The sequence below is a fragment of the Sphingobium sp. CFD-1 genome, assembly GCF_024611115.1.
Classification (GTDB): Bacteria; Pseudomonadota; Alphaproteobacteria; order Sphingomonadales; family Sphingomonadaceae; genus Sphingobium; species Sphingobium baderi_A.
In genome coordinates, this window is the sequence record NZ_CP084398.1 from 2654108 (window position 1) to 2666806 (window position 12699).

General features: G+C 63.1%; 12 protein-coding genes. 1 reads left to right on the top strand and 11 read right to left on the bottom strand.

What is annotated here, in order from left to right; all coding sequences use genetic code 11:
- Nucleotides 1-99: 99 nt before the first annotated feature.
- From LDB26_RS13415 to ectA, 8 genes are read right to left on the bottom strand one after another with little or no spacing between them, the layout of a single operon-like run.
- Nucleotides 100-1362, bottom strand: coding sequence for a mechanosensitive ion channel family protein (locus LDB26_RS13415; RefSeq protein WP_257538761.1), 1263 nt, complete (start codon nucleotides 1360-1362; stop codon nucleotides 100-102).
- Nucleotides 1359-2705, bottom strand: coding sequence for an MFS transporter (locus LDB26_RS13420; protein ID WP_257538763.1), 1347 nt, complete (start codon nucleotides 2703-2705; stop codon nucleotides 1359-1361). Before LDB26_RS13420 ends, LDB26_RS13415 begins: the two co-directional genes overlap by 4 nt.
- Nucleotides 2702-3952 carry an MFS transporter gene (locus tag LDB26_RS13425; RefSeq protein ID WP_062067587.1) on the bottom strand — a complete coding sequence of 417 codons (1251 nt, stop codon included), beginning with the start codon at nucleotides 3950-3952 and terminating at the stop codon, nucleotides 2702-2704. The genes LDB26_RS13420 and LDB26_RS13425 overlap by 4 nt, the downstream gene beginning before the upstream one ends.
- Nucleotides 3953-3976: 24 nt before the next feature.
- Nucleotides 3977-5428 (bottom strand): aspartate kinase, encoded by a 1452-nt coding sequence (locus tag LDB26_RS13430; RefSeq protein ID WP_257538765.1) that lies wholly within the window; start codon nucleotides 5426-5428, stop codon nucleotides 3977-3979.
- Nucleotides 5425-6345, bottom strand: a complete 921-nt coding sequence (gene thpD / locus LDB26_RS13435) for an ectoine hydroxylase (protein ID WP_062067591.1) — start codon at nucleotides 6343-6345, stop codon at nucleotides 5425-5427. The genes LDB26_RS13430 and thpD overlap by 4 nt, the downstream gene beginning before the upstream one ends.
- Before the next feature lie 25 nt (nucleotides 6346-6370).
- Entirely contained in the window at nucleotides 6371-6784 is a 414-nt protein-coding gene (locus LDB26_RS13440) for an ectoine synthase (RefSeq protein WP_062067593.1), read from the bottom strand.
- Nucleotides 6785-6799: 15 nt separating this feature from the next.
- Nucleotides 6800-8107, bottom strand: a complete 1308-nt coding sequence (gene ectB / locus LDB26_RS13445) for a diaminobutyrate--2-oxoglutarate transaminase (RefSeq protein ID WP_257538767.1) — start codon at nucleotides 8105-8107, stop codon at nucleotides 6800-6802.
- Between the two features lie 34 nt (nucleotides 8108-8141).
- The gene (gene ectA / locus LDB26_RS13450; protein WP_062069002.1) at nucleotides 8142-8573 is read right to left on the bottom strand and encodes a diaminobutyrate acetyltransferase; all 432 of its coding nucleotides are present in this window, start codon (nucleotides 8571-8573) and stop codon (nucleotides 8142-8144) included.
- 325 nt (nucleotides 8574-8898) lie between these two features.
- Between ectA and LDB26_RS13455 the strand changes: the two genes are divergently transcribed.
- Nucleotides 8899-9387: a MarR family winged helix-turn-helix transcriptional regulator gene (locus LDB26_RS13455; protein ID WP_062069004.1), complete on the top strand. Its 489-nt coding sequence runs from the start codon at nucleotides 8899-8901 to the stop codon at nucleotides 9385-9387.
- Between the two features lie 164 nt (nucleotides 9388-9551).
- On the opposite strand, the gene LDB26_RS13460 is transcribed toward LDB26_RS13455, so the two are convergent.
- From LDB26_RS13460 to LDB26_RS13470, 3 genes are all read right to left on the bottom strand, one after another.
- Complete coding sequence (locus LDB26_RS13460; protein WP_062067599.1) at nucleotides 9552-9899, bottom strand: nuclear transport factor 2 family protein; 348 nt, start codon at nucleotides 9897-9899, stop codon at nucleotides 9552-9554.
- Nucleotides 9900-9968: 69 nt separating this feature from the next.
- Nucleotides 9969-11351 carry a phosphotransferase gene (locus LDB26_RS13465; protein WP_257538769.1) on the bottom strand — a complete coding sequence of 461 codons (1383 nt, stop codon included), beginning with the start codon at nucleotides 11349-11351 and terminating at the stop codon, nucleotides 9969-9971.
- 179 nt (nucleotides 11352-11530) lie between these two features.
- Complete coding sequence (locus tag LDB26_RS13470; protein WP_062067605.1) at nucleotides 11531-12694, bottom strand: sulfotransferase; 1164 nt, start codon at nucleotides 12692-12694, stop codon at nucleotides 11531-11533.
- Between the last annotated feature and the right edge of the window lie 5 nt (nucleotides 12695-12699).

Here is a 12699-nt window from a genome sequence, read left to right on the forward strand (position 1 = left end):
ATTGGACCGGCAACCGCAGCGGTTCCAGTCCAAAAGCCGATATCTCATGCCCGGTCCGCGCCGTCGCCTCCTTGCCCCATGAGGACGGACCTGCCGGCCTCAAGCATGCGCCGGGATCATGAAGCGCGGCGCGGACAGGTCGGAACCAGCCGGCCGTTGAAAGAGCCGCAGCCCGAACTCAGGCATGATGGCGATCAGATGGTCGAATATATCGGCCTGTATGCCCTCATATTCTCCCCATGCCGTAGTGTTGGCAAAGGCGTATATCTGCAACGGCAGGCCATTTTCGCTGGGGGCAAGCTGGCGCACCAGCAACGTCTTGTCGCCGTCGATATCAGACCGGGATTGCAGATAGGCCAGCACATAGGCGCGAAAGGTGCCGATATTGGTCAGGCGCCTGCCATTGACACTTTCCCCCGCCGCCTTCTGCGCGTTCCACTGCTCGATATCCTGGCGCTTGGTCGCCAGATAGTTGCGGAGCAGCGCAAAGCGGGACATGCCGTCCAGTTCCTCCGCCTGCAGGAAGCGCACGCTGTTCTGGTCGATCATCACCGACCGCATCATCCGGCGCCCGCCCGATTCCGCCATGCCGCGCCAGTTGCGAAAGCTCTCCGAAATAAGGCGGTGGGTGGGGACGGTGGTGATCGTCTTATCGAAATTCTGGATCTTCACCGTGTGGAGCGCGATGTCGATGACATCGCCGTCCACGTTGAACTGCGGCATTTCTATCCAGTCGCCCACGCGCACCATGTCGTTCGACCCGATCTGCACCGACGCGACCAGCGACAGGATCGTGTCCTTGAACACCAGCATCAGCACCGCCGCCATCGCGCCAAGGCCCGACAGCAGCAGCAAGGGCGACTCGTCCATCAGCACCGCGATGACAAGGATCGCGCTTGCGGCGTAGATCAGCAACTTGCCAAGCTGAACATAACCCTTGATCGGCCGGTTGGCCGCATAGGGGCGACGCTGGTAAAGATCGTTCAGCACGGTGAGAAGCCCGCTCAGCGCGATGGCGATCGTCAGGATCATGAACGCCGCGCAAAAGCTGCGGACGAAAACGATCGCTCCCGCGGGCATATGCGGCACCGCGCCGACGCCGTTCTGGATGACCAGCGCCGGAACGATGTTCGACAGGCGGGCGACGATTGCGCCGATTTGCGACGCCTCGACCCGGAAAGGCAGATGATCGAGCAGGCGCATCAACAGCTTGAGCACGATGCGCTTGGCCACCCAGTTGGCGATCCACGCCACCAGCCCCAGCAGCAGCAGCGCGACGCCGCTCTGCATCCATGGCTCGCTGACATATTTTTGCGTCAGCGTCCCGACATTTTCGCTGGAAACCGACAGGTGGCGCATCAAGCTCGCTTCTCCTTGCTGAAAGGGTCGTCATACAGGGACTGGCCCGCCGTCTCCGGCATGAAGCGCAGCGCGACCAGGCCCACGGCGCAGGCCAGCATCATATAGTATGCAGGCATCAGTTCATTGCCCGTAAGGCCGATAAGCCCGCTGCCGATCACCGGCGCGGTTCCGCCAAAGATAGACGTGGACACATTATAGGCGACGGCAAAGCCCGCGAAGCGCACATGCGTCGGGAACAGCGCCGGAAAGGTCGCCGATATGGTCGCAAGCTGCGGCACATAGAGCAGGCCCAGCAGGACAAAGCCGATGATCGCGCCCGCCAGCCCCGTCGCCATCAGCATATAGAGCGGCGCCGCCCCGATGAGCAGCCCGATCAGCGACACGCGCCACATCGGCCGCCGCCCGACCTTGTCGGACAAACGGCCGGCGAAGGGCAGGAAGACCATCATCAGCACCATGCCGATGATCGGCACGATCAGCGCCTCGTCCGGCGACAGGCCGATGCGCCGTTGGAGATAGGTCGGCATGTAGCTCAGCAGCGTATAGTTGACGACGTTGAGCGCGACGACCAGCCCACCGACCACCAGCATCGGCTGCCAGTGCCGCCGCATCAGCACGGACAGGCCGGGCGATGCCTGCCCGCTGTCATGCAGGCTGGCCGCCGCGCGGAAAACCGGCGTGTCTTCCATTTTCGATCGCAGGTACATGCCGATCAGCCCCATGGGCGCGGCGACCAGGAACGGGACGCGCCAGCCCCAATCGTGCATCGCCTGCTCGCCCAGCAGCAAGGAAAAGCCCAGCATCAGCGAAGCGCCCAGCGAAAATCCCGCCAGCGTCCCGAACTCCAGGAAACTGCCATAATAGCCGCGCCGGTCGTCGGGCGCATATTCGGCCATGAAGGTCGCCGCGCCGCCATATTCGCCGCCGGTCGAAAAGCCCTGCACCATGCGAAGCAGGATCAGCAGTGTCGGCGCCCAGAAGCCGATGGTGGCATGGCCGGGGATCAGGCCGACGCACAGCGTCGCCGCCGACATCAGCAATATGGTGAGCGCCAGCACCGACTTGCGCCCCAGCCGGTCGCCCAGCGGTCCCCAGAACAGCCCGCCCAGCGGCCGTATCAGAAAGGAAATGGCAAAGGTGGCCAGCGCGAACAGCACCGCTTCGTCTGTGTCGCCCGGGAACAGGGCGGCGGAAATATAGGTCACGCCATAGGCATAGATGCCATAGTCGAACCATTCGGTCGCATTGCCCATGGCCGATGCGGCGATGGCGCGGCGCAAGGTGGCATCCTTTGCCGAAGACGGCGGGGCTGGCGATGCGGGTGCGGGCGAAATCGCGCTCATGTCGTCTGTCCTTGGGTCGCGCCCTCATCGGGCGTGTTCGGATCGAGCAGGGACGCCATGGGCGTGGTGCGCGGGACGATCTGAAACTCCTGCTGCTCGCGGCCCGGCACGGGATCGGACGCCCTCTGCCGCCACAAGCCGAAGATCAGCGCGAGCACGGCGCAAATGGCGATGAACAGGAACAGCCCGCCGGTCCCTGCCGCCGTCATGAAACTCGCCGCGCAGACCGGGCCGAGCGCCGCGCCAATGGAATAAAGCAGCACCAGCCGCCCGCTGGCCGCCACGCGCTCCGTTTCCAGCAGCCGGTCGTTGCAATGCGCGACGCACAGCGGATAAAGCGCGAAGCTGAGCCCCCCGAACAGCGCGCCCAGCGCCAGCAGCCCCACCCCGCCCGAACCGCGCAGCGCCAGCGCCAGGCTGACCAGCGCGGTCGCGGCAAAGCTCAGGATGATGACCCGCCGCCGGTCGTAGCGATCCGACAGCCGCCCGAGCGGCCATTGCAACGCCACGCCGCCCAGGATCACGATCATCATGAACCGCGCCGTTTCCGGCAGGTCCAGCCCCAGCCGCCGGACATGCACCGCCGCCAGCCCGTAAAAGGCGCCCAGCATCAACCCCGTCGCCACCGCGCCCATCGTGCCCAACGGCGTGGCGGCTAGCAGTGACCGGATCGAAAGGGCGCTGGCTTCCGCGGGCGCGGGCGCGGAACTGCGCGTCAGACACAGCGGAATGATGGCGAGCGAAATGAGGATGGAGGCAAGCTGGAAGGGAATGGAGGGCAATGCCCCGCTCGCGCCCAGCAACAACTGGCCTATCGCCTGCCCCGAATAGAGCGCGACCATATAGGCCGCCAGCACGCTGCCCCGCATCTCCGGCTCGGCCCGGTCGTTGAGCCAGCTTTCGAGGCAGACGAACACCCCCGCGACGCAGATCCCGTCGATCAGCCGCAAGACCATCCAGAACAGCGGATGGTGCAGCAGCACATAGGCCAATGTGCTGGCCGACAGCAAAGCGACGAAGGCGGCGAAGGCCCGGATATGCCCCACCCGCCGCACGATCCCCCCGGCCCGCAGCGCACCGATCATCAGCCCGCCGAAATAGGCGGTGGCGACGATGCCGATGGTGATCGTTCCGCTCCCCTCGCGCTCCAGCCGCAGGCTGATGAGCGTCGCCAGGAAACCGCTCCCCGCCATCAGCATGAAGATGGACAGCAGCAGGCTTTGGACAGGTTTAATGGCTGCAAGCATGATGTCGTGCGCGATTCCGGCCGATCAGGCCGCGCGCTGGCCCTCCGCTATCGCCTCGTTCTCGTCCTCTTCCTCCACCAGCGCCCGGTGCAACGCGCGGACGGCCGCATCATATTGCGCGACGTCGATGATGAACTGCACGTCGACATTGCGGATCTGGTGCTGCATCGCGATGACACCGATCCCCTGCGCGGCCAGCGCGCACAGCGCGTCCGCCACCAGCGAGGGCCGGGCGATGTCGCTGCCGATCACCGACACCATCGCGACCGGCTGGGCCGATATGGCAGCGTCGGGATAGCGCCGCTGCAAATCCTCGATCACCCGATTCACCGTTCCGGCGTCGGTCGACAGATAATGGGTAATGGTGTTGGCGTTGGACGATTTGCTGACGATCCATGCGCGATGGCGCGTCAACGTTTCCAATATGGCGGCGTCATAGCCCTTCACGCCCACCATGTCCTGCTCAAAAAATTGCAGCGCCTGGGCGTGGCGGATGCCGGTGACGATCTCCACGCGCGGCGTGTCGGAAACATAGTCGCCGCAGATCAGCGTGCCGCCATCTTCCCGGTCGAACGTGTTGCGAACGCGCAGCGGAATATCCGTCTGGCGCAGCCCCCGCCCCGCGCCGGGATGGATCGCCTCCATCCCCAGATTGGCGAGCTGGTCGGCCACATCGTAATTGGTGCGCCCGATCTTGCGCGCCTTGTCGGTGCCGACCAGCCTGGGATCGGCGCTCGACAGGTGAAATTCCTTGTGGATGATCGCCTCGCGCGCGCCGGTCAGCACGGCGATGCGGGAAAAGGTCATTTCCGAATAGCCGCGCGCATAACGCCGCACCATGCCCTCGCTGCACCCGGCATAGCCGGTGACGATGGGCAGGGTCGTGGACAGGTCGATGGGTTCGAACGCCTCGACGATGCGCTCGTCCAATGCACGCATGTCCTGCTGGTCCCACAGCGTCAGGTCGACGAAGCGCGCATGGACGCCCGCGTCGCGCAGCAGCAGCGCCGTGCTGTGCGCGCTGTGCGCCTCGCCCAGTCCGGCGAGCATCTCGCGCACCGTCATCAGCTGTTCCTTCACACAGAAACGGCCGTGGCTGCGTAACCGCGCCAGATCCTCAAGACATGCGGCCACGCCATCGATCCGCCTGTCGACGAAAGCGTCGGCCCGGGCCAGGCTTTCGGAAGGGACGAACATCTCCGCGTTGCGCGCCCGCATGGCCGCCCGCACATCTTTCATCGCCTCGCGCCAGCCATCCGCGCCGTCGTCCGCGACGAAACGCGCATAGACGCCCGGCTCGCCGCTCTTCTTGTGCTCCAGCAACAGGTCGGTCATCCCGGCATAGGCCGACACGACGAAGATGCGGTTGTAGAGATCGGCGTCCTTGCGCCCCGCGATCAGCACATTGTCGAACAGGATCGCGGTGGCGGCCATGGACGTGCCGCCGATCTTCTCGACGCTGTGGTGGCCCGTCATGCCGGCGCCTCTTCCAGCAGGAGGCCGGATATCGGCGCAATCGCCCGCGGTTCGCCGCGCGTGGCGACGAATTCGGGGCGCGGCCTTTCGACGCCAAAGGGCGCTGCCAGCCGGTTGCTGACCGCATTATAGACAAGGAAGGCGTTGGCGCGGGGGAAAGGCGTGATGTTGCCGTTCGACCCATGCATGACGTTGCAGTCGAAGATCACGACCGATCCCGGTTTGCCGGTCGGCGCGACAATGCCATGCCTGTGCGCCAGTTCGGCCAGGCTGTCCTCGTCCGGCACGCCATATTCCTGCTTCTTGAGGGAAGTGCGATAATGGTCCTCGGGCGTTGCGCCCACGCATGTCAGGAAAGCGCGATGCGATCCGGGGATCAGCATCAGTGGCCCGTTATGCGGCGTATTTTCCGCCAGCAGGACCGACATGGACAGCGCCCGCATCCGGGGCATCCCATCCTCCACATGCCATGTCTCGAAATCGCTGTGCCAGTAGAATTCCCGGCCCTGAAAGCCCGGCTTGTAGTTCAGCCGCGACTGGTGAATGTAAACCTCGTCGCCCAGCAGGAAGCGTGCGACGCCAGCCAGCCGTTCATCGGCGGCCAGCCGCGCCAGCACGCGGCTCTGCGCGTGGATCGCGAAGATGGACCGCACTTCCCGGCTGCCCGGCTCGGTGATGACGGTTTCGGCCTCCAGCGCGGCGGGATCGGCCAGCAGCTTGCCAGCCTCGGCCTGAAGAAACGCGACTTCCTCATCGGAGAACATGTCCTCCAGCACCAGATAGCCGTCACGTTCGAACTGTTCGGCCTGCTGGGCGCCGATGGGCGCGGCTTCGTTCCATTCGCTGTGAACGACGGGGTCGAGACGCGGCGAGAATTCCGCCATGGCTGCATGGCGGGATGGGTAGATGTCTTTCAAGGGACTTCCCCCTTTCCTGTAATCTTCAATGGGTAAGTTCGCCCTCGCGAACCATGTCTGCTTCGGCGGGATAGGCGCCGCTTTCGTCATGCACTTCCTGACCGGTGACCGGCGGATTGAACACGCAGACGCACAATATGTCGGTGGTGGGCCGCACCACATGCTTGTCATGGGCGTTGAGCGCATACATGACGCCCGATGCGAGCTGGTGGGTGATGCCGGAACCCAGATCCTCGATCGTGCCGGTGCCCTTCAGCACCAGCACGGCTTCCAGATGGTTCTGGTAGTGCATGTGCAATTCCTCGCCCGCGTACATGGTCGTAACGTGGAAGGAAAAGCCCATATTGTCGTCCTTCAACAGCAGGCGGGCGCTTTCCCACTGCTTTGACTGGACATTGCGGTCCGACTTGCGGATGGCTTGGAGTTTGCGGACGATCATGGATCTTGTCTCCTTTTATTCCGCGGCGACGCCATAGGGCGTGGCCAGCGTTTCACGGATGCTGCTTTCCAGAATGTCGAGCCCCGCCGACAGCAGCGCGTCGTCGATGACGAGCGGGGCGAGCACCTTGACCACCTCGTCATGGGCGCCGCTCGTTTCGATGATGAGGCCGCGTTCGAAACAGGTGGCGGTGACGGTCCCGGCGATTTCGCCCGATCCCAGGTCGATGCCGCGCATCATGCCCCGGCCGCGCGTCGACAGGCCATGTTCGGCCGCCATCGCGTCCAGCCGCCGTTCCAGCATCCCGCTTCTGCGGGCGACGTCCTGCTGGAACTGCCCATCGCTCCAGAAATGGCGCAACGCTGCGGCTGCGGTGACAAAGGCGTGGTTATTGCCCCGGAAGGTGCCGTTATGCTCGCCGGGCGACCATTGATCCAGTTCGGGCCGGAACAGTGTCAGCGCAAAGGGCAGGCCCATGCCCGAAAGCGACTTCGCCATGGTGACGATGTCGGGGACGAAGCCCATGTCTTCGAAGCTGAAAAAGCCGCCGGTGCGGCCGCAGCCCGCCTGAATGTCGTCGACGATCATCAGCGCGCCGTGGCGGCGCGCGATGGCGGCGATGCGCCGCAGCCATGGGGCGGACGCGACGTTCAGCCCGCCTTCGCCCTGCACCGTTTCCACCAGGATCGCGGCGGGCGCATCCAGGCCGCTTGACGGGTCGGCCAGGCGCCGTTCCAGCAGTTCGGCCGTGTCCACGTCTGGGCCGTGATAGCCGTCATAGGGTTCATGGGCGACATGGAATAGCGGCACGCCCGCGCCGCCGCGCTTCGCGGCATTGCCGGTGCAGGCCAGCGCCCCCAACGTCATGCCGTGGAAACCGTTGGTGAAGGCGATCACCAATTCGCGGCCCGTCACCTTGCGCGCCAGCTTGATCGCCGCTTCGACCGCATTGGTGCCGGTCGGCCCGGTGAACATCGCCCGGTAATTCAGCCCTCGCGGCCTGAGGATCACCGTCTCCAGCGTGTCGAGAAAGGCCTCCTTGGCGTCGGTGTGCAGGTCAAGGCCATGGGTAATGCCGTTGGCGGCGATATAATCCATCAGCGCGCTTTTCAGAACCGGATGGTTATGGCCGTAATTCAGCGTCGAACAGCCCGACAGGAAATCGAGATACCGGCCGCCCTGATTGTCGTGCATCCAGACATCTTCCGCCTTGTTGAACTGGCGCGGCATCGACCGCGCATAGCTGCGTACGGCCGATTCCCGGCGTTCATAGATGGCTGTGTCCGGTTTGCGTGTGGTGGGCTGCGGAAGGGTGGTGCTCATGTCGCCAATTCTCCTTGATGGGGTATGTCGCGGATCAGCGCGGCAATGGGCCGATGCGGGCCTGCCATTCGGTGGCATGGGCACCGGCGAAATGGGTGTCGCGCTCGAACAGCGCGCTCTTGGTCAGGGACGCGTTCCATCGCCGCGCCAGCCCTTCGAACAGGGCCCAGGACGCGTGATTGTCATCCGTCACCGTGGTGATGAGGTGCGTGACGCCTGCCGCCGCCGGACGCTCCAGCAGCGCCTCGATCATGCGTCCGGCCAGCCTGTGCCCCCGCGCGGCGGGCGAAACGGCGACCTGCCACACGAAGAAGCTCTCCGGCTCGGACGGCGGGCGATAGCCCGAAACCCATCCCGCGACCTCGCCGCGATGCTCCGCAACGACGCAGCTTTCCGCGAAATGCGTGCATTGCAGCAGGTTGCAATAAGCCGAATTGGCGTCCAGCGGCGGGCACCGCGCGATCAGGCTGGTGATCGAAGGCCCATCGCTCCCCATGGGCGGGCGCAACTGAAACTCTGGTTGCACGCTCGGCGCAGGGCGCGCGAACTTCCGTGGCGGCGCCAGGGCCGCGTCGGATTCCGGATCAACGATTATTCACCTCCCGAAGTATATTCTTTGGAACCTGCATGGTCCCGGTGTGACTTCGGCGCCATATATGGCTGTTTGGACTCGGTTTTCAACCCTTATGGCTTTCAAGCAGTCCTTCGGTCAATGAAACATGTGCAAAACTCCTTCACCCTATGAAGGATTCCGCGTGACGAAAAATCCCCAACCCTTCTATAATTCCTTCATGAATTCAGAGATCGCCTCCCTGACGCTGCGCGCCCTGCGCCGCGTGCTCCGCGCCACCGAAATCGGCAGCCGCCGCCTCGCCAGCATGACCGGCCTCACCCCGTCGCAATGGCTCGTCCTGCGCGAAATCGACTCCCGCGATTCGGCCACCCCCGGAACGATCGCAACGGCCCTTCAATTCAGTCAGGCGACCATTACGGCGATCGTCGACCGGCTACAGGAACTCGGACTGGTGCAACGCCAGCGCAGCGAAAGGGACAAGCGCCAGTTCATTCTGTCAGCCCAGCCCGCTGGCAAAGCCGCGCTCACCGACGCTCCGGACCTCTTGCAGACTACCTTCACCGATCGCTTTGCGGGTCTGCCGCCATGGGAACAGGCCATGATCCTGGCCGCCGTCGAGCGCCTGGCGACGCTCATGGACGCGCAGCATATCGACGCCGCTCCCCTGCTGGACAGCGGCCTCATCGATCGATCGGAACCCGCCTGAGCCCGCGCCATCTGGCCCACCGGTTTAATTCGCTGCGAGTTCGACCGGCAAAATGGCAGCGATCATGGCGCGTTGAGGCGGCACTGCCCACCTCCAGCGGAGAGATCGGCTCATCCGCATTCAAGACAAAGCTGAGGAGCCCTCTGCCGAGGGCTCCCACGTCTTTAATGGAAATAGCGGACGTACATCTTGCCATTCTCGAACCGGTATGTCTCGATGCTCGGAATAACCTGCTCCGTATCGTTACGGATATTGTCCACAACGGTTGCCGCCTCGTTGCCGTTGATGAGCAGCCTGACCAGATCCGTCCGAATCTTACCTGCATATTCGGCGATCATGTCGGCCATCGCCTTTTCCCCCTCAACCTCGGGGGCCCCGACATATTGGATGGTGAATCCATTCGGCGCGATGGCACGGAACAAATCCATCATCTCGTCGATCCGGTTCTCGCTCCACAATCGATATTGGTTGGTGATGAAATTCTCGATATCCTGCTTGGATACGTCAGACATGGTTGATCTCCTTTCCAATCTTTTTCTTCGACCGCATCAACAGAGCGTCGTCCCCTACCATTGGGTATATCAGCGCGTTTCGATAGGGATGACATTGCGCGAGTGGACACCCAGCTTCACCGGCTCGAACACCGCCTGACGCCGTCGTTCGAGACGGGCCAGCAGCGTGAAGAGTGCAAGCTCTTCCTCGGCAGGAGCCTGCTGCACGTGCCGCTCGAGCGCCAGAACGGCATCGTCGATATCCGCAAAATCCACCTTCAGATAAGCGCTGATATCCGCATGGTCGCGGGCACGCAGTTCGTCTCCACAGCGATCATCCCGCTCAATCCACTCGGCCAGTTCCAGCGCCTGCTCCAGCGTATGCGTATCAATCGGCGCCGCGCCGCGCACCTGGCGGATCGTGTCGACAAGCGCAGCGATCGCTGTGCCGCTCTTGCCCGCCGAGGGCGTGATCGGCACGTCATCATGATCGGGAAACGGCGCGTGCAACAGCTTGGACAAGGCCAGCAAAATGCATTTACGCAGAGACATATCCCATGACAGATAAACGGCGTGTGGATCGCCAGGAGCCGGCTTGCCGACGGTGCCCGCGAACTGCATCGTCCCCAATGTCGAAAACAAGGCAATATAATATTGCACGATGTCGTGATCGACCGGCTCGCCCATCGCTTCTTCATAGCAGCGAAACAATTCCGGCAGCGGGCGTCCCATCGGTTCCACGCTGTCGCGCATGGCCAGCGTCGCCAGATCGACGTGTGGATCGCTCACAAGGCCAAATTCAAAGTCATAGAAGCCGGTCATCCGGCCATCCTCCACGAGGAATTGGCCGCAATCGAACTGGACGAAACTGGCCCGTGCACGATGCCTGGGATAGTTCCGCTCCAGCCAGCGGATGACGAACTCAAGCAGCGGCTCAGGCTTGCTTTTCGTGCGCTGGTAGAGCGGCATGTAGGCGCGCAAGCCGACCAGCGCTATTTCCTCCGGCGTATCGGGAGTCTCGATGCCGATTGCGGCAAACGAGTCGAGCGGCAGCTGATGCATGACCGCCAGCCCGTTCATCAGCGCGCGGCCAATTTCCCGGCGCTGATCATCGGACGTTGTCGCGGCATGCACATCGCGGGTGCCGGGCAATGAATCCATGATGATACATGGGGGATCAGCGCAATAGCCGTGGATGCGTGGCACCGGCACGCCGCCCCGATGGAGCACATTAATAATGTCCGCCTCGCGCTTCAGATCGGGAAAAATCGCCACGTCGCCAACGCGATTGCCGCGCAGGTGCAGCGGCAGGATGGTTCCGTCCATTTCCACGTCGGCAAACCATGCCGGTCGCCAGCGAGCCTGCTGTTCGAGCCGCACGATCTTGCCGCCTGTGGTTTTTTCCACGAGCGCCTTGATCCGATCCAGCCCCGTCTCGTCATATGGGTTGCCCGCAACTTCATTCGAACTCATGATCAGCTTTCTGTTTCCATGGCTTATGTTCCTTTGCGGCGTCCTGTCGGCATTGCACTCGATATTTCACGCGCAGGCGGCCACCCACCCGAAATTTTACGCCGGGGCCGCTTAAAGCATATCAATCTGGTCAACTTGCCGCAGTCAACCCAGAGGGCATTGCAGATACGCCAGCCAGCTCACAGCCCGAACCGCTCCTTATAGGGCTTGAAGATGCGCGCGAGTTCCTTGCGGTCGAGCCCATGCTGCTCGGGGGAATGGTTGAATCGCCCATGACGATCCACCTTGTTGGACGGGTGCGCCAGCCAGGCACGAATGCGTTGCTCGAAATAGGAGGTGAAGGGCAGGCCTTGCGATTCATAGACCCCGGCGAGCGCAGCGACAGGATCCTTCACCAGGTCCGCGAACCGCAGGTGGTAGATCCGCGGGTCATTCACCATAGGATTCGCCAGCACCGCCTGCACGCCAGCCTCCACCGCCTCCACCATCCTGGACGGCTCTTCGCGCCAGTTTCCCCCGCGGATCGGCTGGTAGAAGATATTGTTGATCGATATCATCGAGGCGATCTGATCTTCTATCGGGCGGTGGCACCACACGCCGATGGCATCGGGAAAAACATCGAACAGCGATGGCGCCATGTAATGATGAAGGACGCCCTTGCCGACCCAGCGGGCAGTCGGCCGCTTCCACTGATATTGCCGCATCATATTTTTCTGGAACAGATAATGGGCGTGCGGGTCCGACGGGGGCAAGGTCGGCGGCACGCTGGGCGTGTTCTGGAAGTGCAGCGGATAAACGAACCGGAAATCGAGGCAAGCGCCCCACTCATCCTCCGCCTCGGCCATCGCTCCCTTGTCGTGATAAGGATGCGCGACCAACGCCATGCGTTCGCGATCGATCACATGCTGGGTATAAGCGTCGCCTGCCCTGAACGCTTCGGCATCGGCATCGGGATCGAGCCCGGGCGGCGGTGACGGGAACAACCCGTCCATATAACGCGGGGTGCGATGACCCCAGTCCAGAGACAGCAGCTTTTGCGACAAGGTGGTGCCACCGCGCGGAAAGCCCATCACGAATATCGGTCGGGTGATCTCTTCATCCAGAATCGCGGGATAGTCCGCCCAGTCGCGGGATAGCTGAAGCCGCATCTCGACGATACGCCGCAGATCACGGAGCGATCCTTCCACGGCATCCTCGCGCGGTTTGGCGAAATCATTGAACTGCTCGACGATGGCAATATATCGCTCGCGAACAGCCGGATCGGCATGCGAGCCCAGACTCGTATCCTCTGCCACGCGATCAAAGATTGCTGCGCCGTCGAAATATCCTGAGGCTGTAAGCATGAAGT